We start from the raw sequence: 16724 nt of genomic DNA, 5'->3' as shown, positions 1-16724 counted from the left end.
ATGGGGCCGACCGTATCAGGTCCGCGGTTGTCCAGACCATTATTTTGCCCAGACCACCGTTGAAGTGTATCGACAAAGCCATGACCCTCTGGTCGCTTTGCCGATGCCTGGACCCCTCATCGGTTTTTGATCGTTGGGAATGGTTTGCCGGCCGGTAATGTCGCCTGAAGTGTTGGGTGGGGGATGCGCATGAGGGCAAAGCTGACCGCAGGCCAGGGTGTGCCCGTGGTCGTGGTCAGCATGGTGGTGCTGGGTATCGGGTCGAGCCTGGGCTTTCTGCCCGGTTATTTTGTTGCCGCGGTCCGCGACGATCTCGGTATCTCCCGGGCCCAGGTGGGGCTACTGGTCAGCCTGCACTTCGGCTGCACTGGTTTGGGATCCATCATCTGTGCTCGGATAACGGAGAGGATAGGGACTCGGGCTGCGGTGGTCGCCGACCAGGTGATCGTGGCCGGGGCCGCGTGGGGGGCCGCCATCCTCGACAGCTATGCCGCCTTGCTCGTGGCTTCGGTTCTAGCCGGTTTCGCTTATGCGCTGGCCAATGCCGCCACCAATGAGGTCGTGGCCGCCGCGGTGCCGGAAACTCGCCGCACGCTGGCCCTGTCGGCCAAGACATCCGGGATTCCCCTGGCGGCGTTGATCGGCGCGGTCCTGGTGCCCTGGGCTTCCGACCGTTGGGGTTGGAACATCGTTCTCATGGTGGCCGGGACTGCCGCCGTGGCCGGCGCGCTGATTGCATCCGCCGTCATACCCGACCGCCGGTCGGTCCGGCTTCGGCCCCAAGCCGGTGAGCCCGTCCCGGCCAGATCTGGAGGTGGCCGGTTTTGGTCTCCTGCTTCGAGGCTTCGGTCCCGGGCTGGTGAGCCCGTGCTTCCCAGGGGGTTCTGGTGGTTCGCCGTGTCCGCATTCTTCCTGGTGGGTTCCTCGCAGCCACTGTATTCATGGGCGGTGCCCTACCTCGACGAGGGGTTGGGCGGATCCAAACCGGTTGCCGGGGCCATAGCGGGGGCAGCCTCCGGGGTTGGTGCCATCTGCATGTCCTTGAGTGCTTTGCGGGCCGACCGCATAGGCCGCCGGAGGCGGGTACCGCTCATCGTGGGGCTGTGCCTGGTGCTGACCGGGGCCATTCTGGTGGTGATGAGCGGTCTGAGATTGGGCTTGGCCGTGGCCTCTGCCGGTTTGTTCGCCGGCTTGATCGTCCAATTGGCGGCTATAGGGACCATGCACGCCGCCGTGGTCGACCGGGCTCCCCACGCGGTGGCTCGCGCCACCGGCGTTACCATGACCGGCTACTACCTGGGGGCGTTGGCCACCCCGGTCAGTTTCGGGGCGTTGGTCGACTGGCTGAGCACCTACACCTGGGCCTGGCTGTTCATGGCCCTGGGCAGCGTTGCCGCCGCCGCCTGCTTTTTCCGCGCCAACCAGGTGGGAGATCTTTGAGGCCCGACCCGGGATGGGGTTATGGCCGATGTCGTCGAAGCAGCGGCGACCGAACGGGGTCAGCAGGGATGGGGTCAGGCCAGCAGGTCGGGGCCGATGTCGTCGAAGCAGCGGCGACCGACCAGGGCCAGGGTGCGGTCGATGTCGGTTCGGTAGATGTCGAGCATCCGAGCAACCCCGGCCTCGCCGTCAACCGCCAGGCCCCAGAACCAGCTCCGCCCCCCCATCACTGCTCTAGCCCCCAGGGCCCGAGCCTTCACCACATCTGTGCCCCTTTGACACCCGCCGTCCACCAGCACCTCAACCCGGTCGCCCACCGCATCGGCAATTCGGGGGAGCATTGCGAAGGCACCGGGCACCGAGTCGAGCTGGCGGCCGCCGTGGTTGGACACGATCACGGCATCGGCACCCCACTGCACCGCGGCTTCGGCATCGGCCACGGTGATGACCCCCTTGATCAGCAGCGGGCCATCCCACTCTCTTCGTAGCCACGCCAGGTCTTCCCATGTGCGGGATGGGTCGGCCAGCTCGCGATCCACGTAGGCACCTATGGCACTGGCGTCGTTGCCGATGCCCAACCCCACCAGGCTGCCAAAGGTTATGTCCGGGCCGGTCACCAGTTGGTGCAGCCATCGGGGTCGCCGGGCGGTGTCCAGGGCGCGGTTCCAGCGGATGCGGGGAGGCAGCGACATGCCGTTGCGAAGGTCGCGCTCCCGCTTGCCCACCACCGGCACGTCCACGGTCAGTATCAGAGCTTCGTATCCGGCATCCCGGGCCCGGTTGACCAGCGATCTGACCACTTCGGTACTGCGCCATAGGTAGAGCTGGAACCACCTCCTCCCATCGGGGGCGGCGGCGGCGATGTCCTCCAGCGAATAGCCCGACCCGGTGCTCACGGCGAACACCGTGCCCGCGGCGGCAGCGGCTCGGGCCGCGGCCAGCTCGCCCTCCCGGTGGACCAGCGTGGCCAGCCCGGCGGGGGCCAGCAAGAACGGCAGGGATACCGGGCGGCCCAGCACCGTGGTGGACATCTCCCGCTCGGCCACGTTCACCAGGAAACTCGGAGCCAGTTGCACCGCGTCGATGGCTGCCCGGTTGGCGGCAATGGTTAGCTCACCCTCCGCACCCCCCTCCACGAAATCGAACACCATCTTGGGCAGGCATCGCCGGGCTTTTAGCCGGAAGTCGTCGTAGGTGTGCCACCGGCCGGCTCCTTTCGGAGTCCGGGCCAGCATCCGGCTCAACTCGCCAAATCTCATGGTTCTAGTCCCAGTCTCGTGGTTTTGGTCTCGGTTCTAGGTTCCGGTCTCATGATTCGGGTTTCGGGTCTAGTCCCAGTCTCATGGTCCTAGCCCCGGTTCCGGTTCCGGGCATGGCTGCGGTCAAAAGCCGGGTCACGGTTCGCAGCACGGGTACCGCCAGATCATGGCGGTCGGCTATTTCCACCAGATCCCCGAACACCGCCTGCACCTCGAACGGTCGGCCCCGGTCGATGCTCTGCAATATGGATACCCTCACCTCGGTCTGCCCCGCCGCCTCCATGCGTTCACCCACCGCGGTCAGCCGCTGGTGGGCCTTGGCCCGACTCTCCCGGGTCAGGGCCCGAACCTGAAACGGACCGTGGCCATCGATCAGCTCCACCCCCTCGGCCGACGCTATGGAGGCGCACTCGCAGGCCAGGTCGTAGAACACGTCCCGGGTCTCGGGCCTGAGAAAGATCCGGTGGTACACCAGGCGGGTGAGCCCCACTGCTCCCATGGCGGCCGCGGCCAGCACCCCCTTGGACCACAGTGCGGGGGCAATATCGTCGTGAACCTCCACGTTGCGCCCGGGCAGGGCTCGGGCTATGGCGGCTGCCGTGCCCGGGGTAGTGGTGGGCAGATCACCCAGCAGGGTGGCACCGTCGAACGTGTGATGGGCCTGGCCGGGTTGGCCCAGTGTACCCCCCACCAGCGACACGCACCCCACCGCGCGGGAACCGAAAGCCGCGGTCAGGGGCTCGGCCTGGCGCACCCCGTTCTGTACCGAGAAGGCGGCTCGGGCCGAACCTCGATAGCCGGCCAGCAGTTCGGAGTTGTCGAATGCCTTGCCGGCCAGCAGTAGGATGTCGCAGTCGCCGGCCTCGGCAGAATCGGTGACCGCTCTGACCGCCACGGGGGGTTGATCGTCGATCAGCAGCCCCCGCCGGTTCACCGCTTCGGCATGGGCCGGGCGGGCCACAAGGGTCACCTCGGCCCCGGCTTGGGCGAACCATGCCCCGTACACCGACCCCAATGCCCCCGCCCCCAGCACAACCACGGTCGTCATCGGCCGTTTTCCGTTGGTGGTGGTGTGTTTCGGGGGGTGGTGGGCATGGGTTTTGTCCCGGTCGTCATCGGCCATTTCGCATTTGTGACATAGCCTAGAGCCATGGATGCTCAGGAGATCGTCAACGATATTGTGCTGGCTTGCCGCGCCTTGGCCGCTCGGGGGTGCGATACCGGCATCGGTGGTCATGTGAGCATGCGGGCCGCCGGGGAGGACGCATTCTGGATCAATGCCTTCGACCGGACCCTGGGCGAGATCACCTCGGCCGACGTGATGAAGCTGGATTTCGACGGCAAGCTGCTGGAGGGGAGTCGGGAGGTAAGCCTGGGGTTCGAGTTTCACGCCGGGGTGTACCAGCACCGTGACGATGTGAACGCCATCGTCCACAGTCACGGACGGTGGATCACCGCGCTGGCCTCGATGGCCCGACCGCTGAAGATGCGCCACAACCTGTGCTGCATCTTCCACGACGATCAGGTGCTCAGCCCCGACGACCGGTTCGAGTCGATCGGACCAGCCATAGAGAGCAATCACACGGTGATCATCCCGTGGCATGGAGCCATAACCGTGGGGGACACCCTGGCCCGAGCCGCTGCTCTCCATGCCACCCTGGAGGACCAGGCCCAACTCGATGTGATGCTGGAGCCCACCGAAGCGCCGGAGATACCCGAAGACCTGCGGCTCGGACTCAAGAAGCTGGTGGACGAGCAGGCCGGCTACCTGGAGCAAACCTGGACCCTCATGCGCCGCCAGGGCCGACGTCACCTGGATGCCCACCCCAACGACACCGATCCATTTCACGTCGAGGCGATAGCGGACGAGGATCGCCCGTTCCAGGTGCTGGCATGATTGCGCTCACCGATCCATTTCACGTAGGCATAGTGGTGGCCGATGTCGAGGAGGCCATGGCCCAGATCTCGGAGGCCGCCGGGCTGGCTTGGCACTCGGTGCAGAGCGTGGATTTGAACCTGTTGGTGGAAGGTGAAGTGGTGCCTGCCGCCGTCCGGTTCACCTACTCGGTGGACGGGCCGTTGCAGATCGAGTTGGCCTCCGGTCCGCCGGGATCGTTCTGGGACGTTGACCTCTACGGCGGGTTGAACCACCTCGGCTACTGGACCGAGAACCTGCACGACGACATCGCCGCACTCCAGGCCGGGGGATGCAAGTTGCTCTACGGCGGGGCCGGCACCGGGGGCACGCTGGAGGGTTTCGCCTTCCTGATGCCTCCCACAGGTCAGAGGATCGAGCTGATCGATGCGGCCATGCGCCCGGCCTTCCAGCGCTGGTTTTCCGGTGGGGTGTTCGCCTGATGCCGGGCCGGGTTTTATCGTTATGACCGCTACGCTGGATCGGGTGACTTCTCCGGGGATGTTCAGCCGGATTCCGGTGGTGGATCCGGGGGTGTTCAGTCGGATTCCGGTGTTGGATCTGGAGCCGTTGTCGGGATCGTCCGAACAGCGGCAGGAGCTGGCTGAGGAGCTGGGCCGGATCTGCCACGAGATCGGGTTTTTGCTGGTGGTGAATCACGGAGTGTCGGCCGGATTGCGCGATGCCATCTTCGACATGATGCATCGATTCTTCGCTTTGCCCGGCGAGCAGAAGGCCATGATCGATAAGCGGCGCTCCCCCCATTTCCGGGGATGGGAACCGGTGGGAGCCGAGTACACCAACCACCGTCCCGACATCCGGGAGCAGATCGACTGGTGGACCGAGTGGCCTGCCCGCCCCAAGGATGTGGAGCCCTACTACCTGCGCCTGCTCGGTCCCAATCAGTGGCTGCCCGATGATGTGCTGCCCGGGAATCAGGAGTTGACCAAGCAGTGGTTCGACGAGTTGGGAGGGTTGGCCAACCGTTTGATGCGATTGCTCTCGTTGGGGCTCGGGTTGGCCGAGGACTACCTGGAGCAGTACTTCGGTGATGAGACCATGTCTTTGGCCAAGTTCATCCACTATCCCCCCACTCCGGAAGGCTCCGCCGGGGTCAATGCGCATCACGACACCGGTTTTCTGACCGTGCTGGATCCGGGTCCCACCGCGGGCCTGCAAGTGCAGAACCAGGCGGGCCAGTGGATCGACGTACCCTCGGTGGAAGGTTCGTTCGTCATCAACCTGGGTGAGACGCTTCAAGCCATGACCGGCAACTACCTGGTGGCCACCGCCCACCGGGTGATCACCGCCGGCGAACGTTACTCCGCGGGCTATTTTCATGGCCCTTCTCTTGATGTGAGCCTGGCTCCGCTGCCCCTCGATGATCGTTTCGCAGCCGCGGTGGCTGCCAGCCCGCATCACAGAACCGCTGGATTCATGGCCAGCATTGTCGAAACGGAGAGCGGCGTGGGCGATATGGCCAGCTCCCATCGCCCTTCCACCTACGGCGAGCAACTCTGGAACTACTTCTCGCGCAGCTACCCGGACAACGTCGCCCACCACTACGGCTGATGCCCACCAGCGCAGCGCCCACCGCTTCCGGGTTGGTTCGGGGGGGGGGGGGGGTAGGTTGGACGGGTTGGTTCGGTTGGCGGCGCTTATATCGGGGTCAGGCTACGGTGCCGCCGGCTCGGAGGTGGGCGATTTGATCGGGGCTATGGCCGATCTCGGCCAGGATCTGGTCGGTGTGCTCCCCCAGGGTTGGGGCCAGGCTGCGGGGTGACCAGGGGGTGCCGTGGAAGTCCACCGGGGTGGCCAGCATGGTGGTGCCGGTGGCTCCGTCGGGAACCTCTACCAGCGCTCCCGACGGCACGGTCTGGGGATCGGACAGCAGGTCGTCGAGAGTATTCACCGGGGCCCAGAACATGTCGGGCTCGGCGGCAAAGATTTCAGCCCACTCCTCCAGGGGACGGGTGGCGAACACCTCGTCCAGCGCGGCGATCAACTCGGCGGCATTGATCGCTCGATCCCGGGCGGTGGCGAACCGCTCGTCGTCGATCCATTCGGGGTGGCCCACCGCTCGGGCCAGGGGAGGCCAGTGGCGGTCGCCTTCGAGTCCAACCACCCAGAACCGCCGCCCGCCGCCCGCGGTGTAGTTGTTGATGGCCGGGTTGCCCATCGCCTCCCGGGTTCCCACCGCCATCGACAACCCCCACATCAGCAGCACGTTGATGTCGAATCCGATGGTGTACATGCCCTCCCGGAACAGTGAAGTGGACACCATTTGGCCATCGCCGGTGCGTTCCCGGTGGAACAGGGCCGCGCTGATGGCTGCCGCCCCGGCCAGGCCCACGTTGTGGTCGCCCATTCCCCCCCGCTGGAAGGGCAGGGCCCCGCCCGGTGGGGTGAGTTGAGCGGCGATACCCGAACGGGCCCAGAAAGCGGCTATGTCGTAAGCCGGACGGTCGGCATCGGGGCCCTCCACCCCGTAGCCGGTGATGGCGCAGTAAACCAGCGCCGGGTTGCGGGCGGCCAGCGATTCGTAGTCGAGCCCCAGCCGGTCCAGCGCGCCCAGCCGCAGGTTGGTGAGAAACACGTCGGCGCGGGCGATGATGTCGGTGGCGACGGCCCGACCCTCGGTGCGGGACAGATCCACGACCACCGAGCGTTTCGAACGGTTGTCCAGCTCGAAAACCGGATTGGTAGGCATGTCTCCACCCAGCATCCGCTGGAAGGTCCGGGCCGGATCCCCGGAGGGGGGCTCGATCTTGATCACGTCGGCCCCCCAGTCGCACAGGATGCCACCAGCCGCGGGGCCGGCCACCCACACTCCCAATTCCACTACCTTCACGCCATCCATCGGTCCTGCCATGGGCATGAGCATAGAAAGGCGGTGGTATCAGACCAATACCGCCAGTTGCTCCTTCCGGGGGAGGGCGGTGCTGGGAGATCTGCTAGGTGGCGAGGATGAGGGGGATCATGGTGGCCCACGTGGTGGCCATCGAGCCAACGATCAAGAAGGTGAGGTAGCGAGTGAGCTTGAAGAACTGTTCGAAGAGATCGGCTCTCAATTCGGCCATTTGGGTCTGGAGGCCGGCTATGTCGGTTTTGAGCTCAGCCTTGACCTCGGCGATGTCGGCCTTGGTGGCTTTGATGTCGGCCTTGGTGGCGAGGATGTCCGCCTTGGTGGCGAGTTGGTCTCGACCTTCGAAGATGAGGGACTGCATCAGGGTATCAGTGCTCTCCTCTCCGATTGTCTCTATGAGCTGGTTGGCCAGACTCGTGCGTTGCATTTCCGTGATCGGCATCGGGATTCCCCTGGTTGTTTGCTTGGGGGAAGTCCGTCGTCCGAAGACTTTGCCAGCTTCGACGGCACATTCAATCGTATTGGATCGCCAAAGCGCTGTCAATCATATTCTGGTGTCGTAGCCGTTCTGGGGGCGCAGCCGAGCCATAGACTGCCAATATCAAGGTACTTTTCGTTTGCACCGGCAACATCTGCCGCTCTCCCATGGCCGAGGCACTGTTCGCGTCCATGGCGCCGGAGGTGGAGGTGGTCTCGGCCGGCACCATGGACTGGAGCGGGCAGCCTGCCCACGAACATGCCATCGCCGCCATGGCCGAGCGAGGACTGGATCTGTCAACCCATCGCAGCAGTCGCCTCTCCCATTACCTGGTTGACACCGCCGACTTGATCGTGGCCATGACCCGCAACCACGGCTGGGCAGTAGCCGCCCGCAACCGGCAAAAAGCGGGAGCCGTTTTCCTGCCGGCTGAGTTGTCCCGGCTGGCTGTTTCGGAGGGCGCTCGCAACGGAGTCGATGCGGGCCAATGGGTGGCTGGCCTGGCAGCCCGGCGCGAGCGCGAGTCCGATCCCCGGTTCATGGGCCGAGCCGCCGATGAGATACCCGATCCCATTGGCGAGTCCCTGGCCTGCTTCAGAGGTGTTGCCGACCGGTTGGGAAAAGAGTTGGCTCCGGCCGCGGCCCGAATCGGTTGAGAAGTACTTGTGATCCGCCGGTCAATGGGTTGGGTGATCGGGTGGCATTTGGCAAATACCGTATTGAGTCCCTAAAGTCTGACAACTTGTAGCCGGGCTGGGTCCGGCCGTTCACAACGAACCCGAGGGGGACATTCTCATGAAGTATCGCTGGTTGAGGCTGGTTGCCGTCCTGCTGGCACTGTCGGTGGTGGCCGTTGCCTGCGGCAATGACGATGACGACGACCCAGGGGGCATGGAGGCCGGGGCCGGGACTGCGACATCTGCTCCGGTCCAGGAACCCGGTGACACCGGTGACGATGGTCCGGAAGAGCCGGCACCGGAGGAGCCTGCCGAGCCCGCTCCTGCCCCGTCCGACGAGGCTGGGCCCGAACCCACCGAGGAGATTCAGGTAACCATTGAAGGGTCGGAAGACGAGGTTGGGGACGGCCTCGTGCCCACGGGCAACACCGGCCATACCAGTGGTGCCATCCTCACCACCGAGTGCAGCGATGGCCGGCCCACCGGCGGCACCCTCACCATGGGAACGTTCGGTGAGATCACCGGTTGGGATCCAACCCTGATTCAGGGAGGGGCCTCGCTGGGGGGCACCCAGATGACCGCCCTGTACGACGCGCTGTTCTACCTGGATCTAACCACCGGCCAGATCGTGCCCGGTCTGGCGGAGAGCATCACCACCGAGGACAGCCAGGTCTTCACCCTGAAACTGCGTGAGGGCATCAACTTCACCGATGGCACGCCGCTGGATGCCGATGCGTTCATGTGGAACATTGTGCACCACCAGACGGCGGCGGGATCGCAATCCGCCTCGCAGGCCAACCTCATCGAGAACATGGACAAGGTTGATGACCACACGCTGGTGCTCACCGCCACATCCGTGAACGCCACGTTCCCGCAGATCTTCACCAACCGCTTGGCGTGGATGATGTCCCCCACTGCTTACCAGGACGGTCAGGATCCGGAGACCGGCTTGAACTCGGATTTCAACGTGAACCCGGTGGGCGCAGGGGCCGGCCCCTTCATCTTCGAGTCCTGGGTGCAGGACGACGAGGCCGTTCTGGTGCGCAACCCGGACTATTTCCGGCCGGGCTGCCCGTATCTGGACAAGATTGTCTTCAAGCCCATCGTTGAGAATCCGTCCCGGTACAACGCTTTTTTGGCGGGCGATCTCGACATCGCATTCGACCGGGACCCCATCAACGTGAACGACGCCAGGGACAACGGCGTGAACACTGTCACCCGTACCGACAACCACGGTGGCTACTGGATGCTCAACAACCAGAAGGAACCGTTCAACATCAGAGCCTGCCGCCAGGCCGCGGCTCACGCAGTTGACTACGACACGCTCAATGATATTGCCTGGGATGGCTTGAGGTCGGTGCCGCGCCAGTTGATGCGGGAAGGCTCTCCCTGGCACGACCCCGAAGCCACCCTGCCCGGCTACGATCCCGAAGCTGCGGCTGCGGCCCTGGCCGAGTGTGAGGCCGCCCTGGGTGGTCCGATGGAATTCGAAACCTGGTGCACCACCGACCCGACCAATGTCTTGACTGCTGAGACCCTCATTGCAATGTGGGAAGCGGTTGGGATCAACGCCACCGCCAACTGTTCGGAGGTGGGTGAGATGGTGAGCGCCGTGTTCGCGGGTGAGGCTCTGGCCAACCCATGGGCTGCACCGGCGGCCGATCCCGACTACATGTACGACCTGTACTGGGGCGATTCCCCCGAGGACGGGGTGTGCGGCGAGGGGGTTTCTTCCCGCAACTGGGCCAAGGCCTGCTCCCCGGAGTATGACGAAGCGCTCACGATGGGCCGTCAAGGGCTTACCTTCGAGGAGCGCTACGAGGGGTACAGCCGCTTCCAGCGGAAGTTCGCCGAACAGGTACCCATCATCATCCTGGACAAGCCGGAAACCGGTTATTACTACACCGACGAGGTGTCGGGTATCTTCCAATCGGAAACGGGCATAGTCCTGCTGGCGTTCACCGCCAAGGGGTAGCTCAAGCTTCGATTGGAGGCGGAGGGGGTTGGGTGCGGTTCGGCGCTCATCCCCCTTCCTCGCCGAGGCATGAAGTTGGAGCATGATGTTGGAGATTGTGCTTCGACAACCGTGCAGTGGCCCGCTGGGAGGTGAGTGCTGTTGAAAGGCATCGGGCGCAGCATTATCAGGCTCATCCCCGTGCTGTTGATCGTCAGCTTCTTCACCTCTTCCTATGTGGAGTTCTTGGGGGGTGATCCGGCGGTACGGCTGCTGGGTCAGGAACGGGCCCAGGAGCCGGGGGCGCGTGAGTTGGTCAACCGCGAGTTGCGCCTGGACGACAACGTGGTGGTTCGCTACGGCAAATGGTTGGGTGATGTGGTCACCGGCGATCTCGGCGAGTCGGTAAAAACCCCGGGTTTGACCGTCGTGTCGGAGTTGCGGAACCGGTTGCCGGTCACCCTGGAGCTTGCCCTGGTGGCCCAGGCGTTCGCGCTGCTAATCGCGATTCCCCTGGGGGTGTATGCCGCCTATCGGGCGGGTTCGAGGGCCGACAGAACGTTGAACTCGGCCTCGTTCGCCGCCATTTCGGTGCCCCAGTTCCTGGTGGGAATCCTGCTGGTTCTAATCCTTTTCAACCAGCTCGACCTGCTGCCGCCCCAGGGATGGACCCGGCTCACCGAATGGAACTGGTGGGATCACATACAGCGCCTGATCATGCCGGTTGTTGCCCTTTCGCTTACCGAGATCGCCGTATTCCAGCGCCTGTTGCGGGCCGACATGATGGCCACACTTCAGAACGACTTCGTGCTCACCGCCAAGGCCAAGGGTATGTCGCCCACTCACATTCTGTTCCGGCATGCCCTGCGCCCGTCCTCGTTCTCGCTGATCACCCTGGCGGGAGTCAGCACCGGGCGGCTCATCGGGGGGACGGTCATCATAGAGGTGCTGTTCACTATCCCCGGCATGGGAAGGAAGATGGTGGACTCGATCACCGGCAACGATCTTGTGATGTTGCAAGGATTGGTGATCGTGGTGGTGGTCGCCTACGTGCTGTTGAACTTGCTGGTTGAGATCACGTATGCGCTCCTGGATCCGAGGATCAGGCGTGGCTGATATGGCACCGCCGGCCACCGCCATGGCACCGCCCCTCCTAATCGACCCCGAGCGGCAGCGCCGCAGACGCAACCTGCTTGAGGGCAGCATCCGCGTCGTCCTGGGAGTGCCCCTTTTGCTGGTGCAGTTGAACGTGTTGTACGACAGCAACGCGTGGTTCCAGGTAATAGTTACCCTGGCCGGTTTCTACGCTTTGATTACCGGCCTGGGGATGCTCATCATGGGAGTGTTCGGTTCCCAGGTTGATCCCGCCACATGGATGTCGGTGGCGTGGATGGTTGTGGTAGTCGTGTTCGTGCTGTTGCAGCTCGCGGGTTTTTTCGACAACCTGACGGCCGATTTCTCGAACCGGGAGCAGCCGCCGAAGTTCAGTACCCATGAGCCCTTGGGCACCGATCGTGTGGGCAAGAGCGTGATGAATCAGGCCATCCAGGGGGCCAGGGTGTCGCTCATAGTGGGAATGGGTTCGGTGGGCATAGGTTTGGCGGTGGGAACAATTCTCGGTTTGGTTGCCGGCTACTTTCGAGGGGTTCCCGAAGCCGTATTCAACGTGCTCACCGACTCCATCCTGGCGTTTCCGGCTCTGATCCTTCTCTTTACGATCGTGGCTATTTTTGGCGGCAGCGTTCTTATCGTCACGCTGGCGCTCTCCATGCTGAGCATCCCCACCATGGGCAGGCTGGCCCGTGCCAACACGTTGACCTTCGCTGCCCGGGAGTTTGTCACCGCGGCCAGGGCCATGGGATCCACCAGCAATCGCATTCTCTTTCGGGAGATCATGCCCAACGTGGCGCTGCCTCTGGCTTCCTACGCCATCATCATCGTTGCGGTGGTGATAGTGGCCGAAGCCTCGTTGAGCTTTCTGGGCGTGGGGATCGATCCCATCAGCACCCCGACTTGGGGAAACATGATCAGCGAGGGGCGCCAGCAAACCGTGCTCAAGGGTGCCCCCCACATCGTGTTCGTGCCCGGAGTTCTCATGTTCCTCACCGTGCTGTCGCTGAACCGCATCGGGGAATCCCTCAGGGCCCTCTGGGATCCCCGAGAAACCAAGCTCTGAGCAGGCGGGTCGATTGGTAGTTCGTGGATACCGCTCCCCGGCCCGTGCCTCTCAGTATGGGCACCTCTCGTTGGTGGAGGTTGTTCAGGGAGATAGATGGCGCTGCGATTTTTTCTGTCGATCTGGCCCCCCACGAGGGTCACGAGGTCGAAGCTTGGGGCTGGCTCGACGACCGGGAGCGCTCGCGTCATCAGCGGGCTGAATCCCCTGATGCTCGGCGGCGATTCCTGCTGTGTCGCGCTGCGCTCCGTGCTGTTATCCACCGTCTGACCGGCTGTGCCAACGACTCGTTGAGGTTCACGGCCGCTGAGCAGGGCAAACCCACGGCCCAAGTGGATGGGAATCCGGTGCCTCTGAGCTTCAGCGTGAGCCACAGCGGCCGGTATGGATTGTTGGCTGTGGCTGCTGGTGGGCAACTGGGGGTGGATATCGAGGATCGTGCTTTGCGTCGCCATGATCCCGACGCAGTGATCAGGGCTATTTCCAGCCCTGATGAGCAGGCTGATTTCGAGCAGCTTGAGGATGACCAGAGATTTCGGCTGTTGTTGCGCCTCTGGACGTTCAAGGAGGCGGTGGCGAAAGCCCAGGGCCGGGGCATTGCCTCCGCCCGGGCGCTGTCTCGATTCGAGATCCCCGGGGAAGTACGGCGCGGAGCCCGAAGCAGCGTTTGCCGGTTCCCCCAGATTCCCGACACCACCTGGCACCTGGAGGATCTGAGCACTGGGGAGTTCGCGGCGGCCATGGCCCATGAGGTGAGCAATGGGCCTCCCATGGTTGAGGGACGGGGCTATAGCAATGGGCATCCCGGAGTCAGGGGATCGGAGTTGTAGGGTCCGTAGGTTGCTAGCGCCGGCCTGGTTCCCTAAAGTGTCGTGACCTTATACCAAGAGGGGGATTATTCATGCGTTCACGGTTCTTGAAACTGTTGGCGTTGCTGCTGGCATGCGGTCTGGTGGCCGCGGCATGCGGAAATGACGACGACGGTGGGGTGTCCACCGGCTCGGGCGAGCCGGATCCCACCCAGGCGGCTGAAGAGCAGCCCTCGACTCCGTCCGATGATGATGGCGAAGAACCCGCTCCGTCCGATGACGATGGTGGGGACAGCAGCGTGTCCGCTCCGGTGGAGGATGACGGGGCCAGCGAGCCCGCAGTACCTTCCGAGGAGGAGCTGGCCGGTGGCTGCGAGGCCACGGTACCGGGCACCAAGATCAACTACGCGGTGTACTCACCCAACTCCAGCCTGGATCCAACCGCCAGCAGCGGCTCGCTGGTGGGTGGCACCCAGCTCGTGAACGTGTGGGATGTCATGATGACCTTTGATCCCGATGCCGGTGTTTACAACGGCCACGTGGCCGAGTCGCTGACCCCCAATGACGACTTCACTCAGTGGACGCTGAAGATCCCCTCGGGAATCACCTACGGCAACGGCGAAACCCTGGTTGCCCAGGACGTGGTGGATTCCATGAAACGGTTCAGGGAGGGGCGGGGCAACGGTGTGACCAACACCATCGAAGGCTCCTTGCGAATCGTTGATTTCGAGGCCACCACGGTGCCCGACGACAACACCGTTGTCTTTCATCTCACCGACCCCTGGACCACGTTCCCGCTGGTTCTGGGGGACGAGGCCGGCATGATCGTGAACCCGCGGGTGATCGCCCAACTGCTGGAGGAGGAGTCGGGCAACGCCACCGAGGAGACCAGCGCGGAGAGGTTGGTCCGCAACCGGATGGCGGTTAGCCCCGATCTCATCAACAAAGCCAGCTTCGGCCCCTACGAGGTGGTCGAGGTGGAACCCTCGGTCAAGACCGTGCTCCGGGCCCGCGACAATTACTGGGGCGGCCCGGTGTGCATCGAGGAAATCGAGTTCACCTTCCCCGGTAGCTCCACGGCCAACTGGGAGGCCTTCCAGGCCGGTGATTTCAACGCCGCTTTCCTCCGGGATCCCAGGGTGTTCGCCGATGCCCGCGAGGCGGGTGCGTCGTTGAACACTGAGATCCAGAACGTGGGCGGGGTGTTCCTCATCAACAACGGGGTGCGAGGTGCCGACCGGATCGGTCAGGACATCCGCATCCGCCGAGCCATTCACCACGCCATCGACCGGCAGATCATCAACGATCGGGCGTTCGAGGGCAAGGGTGTCGTGACCAACGCCCTGGCCCACGAGGGAACACTGCTGTGGTCGCCGCAGATGCAGGAATGCGCCGATGGGGAGCCGCAGTACGATCCCGATGCCGCCGCAGCGCTGGTGCAGGAGGTCAAGGATGAAACCGGCTGGGACGGGTCGCTGTTCTTCGTCTACACCGATCAGGACCCCGCCCCCGCCATCGGCCAGGCCCTGGAGGGTCTGCTGGAGCGGGTGGGCTTCGACGTGACCACCGAGTACGGGGGCATAACCACCGTTCTCATTCCCCGGGTCATAGTCCAGGCCGACTACGAGGTCGCCGGTTGGGGTGTGAACATGGACGGTGCTTCCTGGATATCGGCAGTGAACCAGAACTTCCACTCCGAGAGCACGTCCAACCGGACCGGCTTCAGCCACCCGGACATGGATGCCGCGCTGCTCAATCTGTACAAGGCCGTCACCCTGGATGACCAGCGGGCGGCGCTGGCCGAGGTGCAGTGCCTCTGGGCCGAGCACCTACCCAGCGTGATCTGGTCGGTGAACGAGGAGGGTCTGGCACTGGCCCCGAACATCAAGGGTGTGCAGCGCAGCATGACCACCCTGTTCCTGTTCGGCAACGCCTACATGGAGAACTGATCCCAACCGGTCAACCGGGTTCATAGAACTCCAGGGGGAAGAGCACCGTGCTGCGAGCGATCGGCTTGAAGTTGGTCCGGCTCGTGCCGGTGCTCTTCCTCGTTTCTTTGGCCACGTTCTTCATGATCGACCTCATACCCGGCGACCCGGCCGCCGCGGCGTTGGGGACGGATGCCACCCTCGAAGACCTGGAGGCGATCCGCAAGTCGCTGGGTTTGGACAAGCCCATAGTCGAGCGGTACGGGGACTGGATAGGCAGCGCGCTCACCGGCGACCTGGGCCAGTCACTGAAGCCCCCCAACCAGCCGGTTTCCGACCTGTTGCAGGTCAGCGTGGGACCCACTTTGCGGTTGGCGGCCATGGCTCTGGGCATGTCCATCGTGATCTCCCTGTTCCTGGGGGTGTGGTCGGCCCATGCCGCCGGGAATCGAGCCGATCGGCTGGTGAGCGGCACCATGTTCGGCTTCATATCGGTTCCGCCGTTCTTGGCCGGTGTGCTGTTCATCTTCTTCTTCGTGTTCAGGGAATCCGTTCCCCGCTACTTGTGGTTAGTAGGGGTAGGGCTTATCGTCCTGCGGTTGGGCTACCTGGCCGTGACCCGATACTGGGAGGACCCCTTCGAGGTATCCGGTTGGCTGGGGTACGCCGCCGCCGCGCTGGTGGCTGCGGGACTCATGTCCTGGGTATTCGTCCAGTGGCCCGACTTCCCCCGCACGGCATCCCACCGTTATGACGACAACTGGCGGGAGCAACTCCGGTCGTTGTTCTTACCCGCGCTGACCCTGGCCATCACCGAGATAGCCATATTCACCCGCCTGTTGAGAGCCGACATGATCTCCACGCTTCAGGAGCAGTTCGTGCTGTCGTCGCGGGCTAAGGGGATGCCCACTTGGAGGATCCTTTTGCGTGATGCCCTGCGGCCGTCGTCGTTCTCGCTCATCACCATTGCGGGTATAACCCTGGGCCGGCTCATTGGGGGCACGCTGATCATCGAGGTCATCTTCGGGCTGGATGGTTTGGGCAAGCTGGTGGTGGCGATGGGTGTGCTCACCAAGAACTACACGATCGTGCAGGGTGGGGTGCTGGTCTTCGCGGTGGCCTATGTGCTGCTGAACGCTGTTATTGACATTTCCTACCAGTATCTGGATCCCAGAATCAGGCGAGGCCGTGTCTGAGGTGCCGACTGCGGCTTCCTCCGAAC

15 protein-coding genes are annotated in these 16724 nt (G+C 63.9%); 11 read left to right on the top strand and 4 right to left on the bottom strand.

The annotated features are described in order from the left end of the window. Positions 1–189: 189 nt before the first annotated feature. Positions 190–1440: an MFS transporter gene (locus ACOGXC_RS10710; RefSeq protein ID WP_419918183.1), complete on the top strand. Its 1251-nt coding sequence runs from the start codon at positions 190–192 to the stop codon at positions 1438–1440. A gap of 74 nt (positions 1441–1514) precedes the next feature. Here the strand turns inward: ACOGXC_RS10710 and ACOGXC_RS10705 are convergent, their stop codons facing one another. Both ACOGXC_RS10705 and ACOGXC_RS10700 read right to left on the bottom strand, forming a co-directional pair. Continuing rightward, positions 1515–2699, bottom strand: a complete 1185-nt coding sequence (locus ACOGXC_RS10705; protein ID WP_419918182.1) for an alpha-hydroxy acid oxidase — start codon at positions 2697–2699, stop codon at positions 1515–1517. Positions 2700–2748: 49 nt separating this feature from the next. Beyond that, on the bottom strand, positions 2749–3747 hold the full coding sequence (locus ACOGXC_RS10700) for a ketopantoate reductase family protein (RefSeq protein WP_419918181.1): 999 nt from the start codon (positions 3745–3747) through the stop codon (positions 2749–2751). Positions 3748–3849: 102 nt separating this feature from the next. On the opposite strand from ACOGXC_RS10700, the gene ACOGXC_RS10695 reads away from it, so the two are divergent. Genes ACOGXC_RS10695 through ACOGXC_RS10685 form a run of 3 tightly spaced genes read left to right on the top strand, consistent with a single transcriptional unit; the run spans position 3850 to position 6186 of the window. Further along, on the top strand, positions 3850–4596 hold the full coding sequence (locus ACOGXC_RS10695) for a class II aldolase/adducin family protein (protein ID WP_419918180.1): 747 nt from the start codon (positions 3850–3852) through the stop codon (positions 4594–4596). Further along, on the top strand, positions 4593–5057 hold the full coding sequence (locus ACOGXC_RS10690) for a VOC family protein (RefSeq protein WP_419918179.1): 465 nt from the start codon (positions 4593–4595) through the stop codon (positions 5055–5057). The genes ACOGXC_RS10695 and ACOGXC_RS10690 overlap by 4 nt, the downstream gene beginning before the upstream one ends. A 22-nt stretch (positions 5058–5079) precedes the next feature. After that, positions 5080–6186, top strand: a complete 1107-nt coding sequence (locus tag ACOGXC_RS10685) for an isopenicillin N synthase family dioxygenase (RefSeq protein WP_419918178.1) — start codon at positions 5080–5082, stop codon at positions 6184–6186. Between the two features lie 97 nt (positions 6187–6283). On the opposite strand, the gene ACOGXC_RS10680 is transcribed toward ACOGXC_RS10685, so the two are convergent. Further along, positions 6284–7486: a CaiB/BaiF CoA transferase family protein gene (locus ACOGXC_RS10680; protein WP_419918177.1), complete on the bottom strand. Its 1203-nt coding sequence runs from the start codon at positions 7484–7486 to the stop codon at positions 6284–6286. Positions 7487–7568: 82 nt separating this feature from the next. Further along, positions 7569–7922, bottom strand: a complete 354-nt coding sequence (locus ACOGXC_RS10675) for a hypothetical protein (RefSeq protein WP_419918176.1) — start codon at positions 7920–7922, stop codon at positions 7569–7571. 158 nt (positions 7923–8080) lie between these two features. Here ACOGXC_RS10675 and ACOGXC_RS10670 point away from each other — a divergent pair, with 158 nt between their 5' ends. From ACOGXC_RS10670 to ACOGXC_RS10640, 7 genes are all read left to right on the top strand, one after another. Beyond that, complete coding sequence (locus tag ACOGXC_RS10670; protein ID WP_419920062.1) at positions 8081–8614, top strand: hypothetical protein; 534 nt, start codon at positions 8081–8083, stop codon at positions 8612–8614. Between the two features lie 139 nt (positions 8615–8753). Next, positions 8754–10610, top strand: a complete 1857-nt coding sequence (locus tag ACOGXC_RS10665) for an ABC transporter substrate-binding protein (protein ID WP_419918175.1) — start codon at positions 8754–8756, stop codon at positions 10608–10610. A 141-nt stretch (positions 10611–10751) separates the two neighbouring features. Then, entirely contained in the window at positions 10752–11705 is a 954-nt protein-coding gene (locus tag ACOGXC_RS10660; protein ID WP_419918174.1) for an ABC transporter permease, read from the top strand. 1 nt (position 11706) lies between these two features. Beyond that, entirely contained in the window at positions 11707–12765 is a 1059-nt protein-coding gene (locus ACOGXC_RS10655) for an ABC transporter permease (RefSeq protein ID WP_419920061.1), read from the top strand. A gap of 56 nt (positions 12766–12821) precedes the next feature. Further along, entirely contained in the window at positions 12822–13595 is a 774-nt protein-coding gene (locus tag ACOGXC_RS10650; RefSeq protein ID WP_419918173.1) for a 4'-phosphopantetheinyl transferase family protein, read from the top strand. Between the two features lie 71 nt (positions 13596–13666). Beyond that, the gene (locus ACOGXC_RS10645; RefSeq protein ID WP_419918172.1) at positions 13667–15523 is read left to right on the top strand and encodes an ABC transporter substrate-binding protein; all 1857 of its coding nucleotides are present in this window, start codon (positions 13667–13669) and stop codon (positions 15521–15523) included. Positions 15524–15570: 47 nt separating this feature from the next. Further along, on the top strand, positions 15571–16698 hold the full coding sequence (locus ACOGXC_RS10640) for an ABC transporter permease (RefSeq protein ID WP_419918171.1): 1128 nt from the start codon (positions 15571–15573) through the stop codon (positions 16696–16698). The last annotated feature ends 26 nt before the right edge of the window (positions 16699–16724 follow it).

This window comes from Candidatus Poriferisocius sp., assembly GCF_965202595.1.
Classification (GTDB): domain Bacteria; phylum Actinomycetota; class Acidimicrobiia; order Acidimicrobiales; family Bin134; genus Poriferisocius.
The sequence above is the reverse complement of the archived record's forward strand: the minus strand, read 5'-3'. Positions and strand labels throughout refer to the sequence as shown.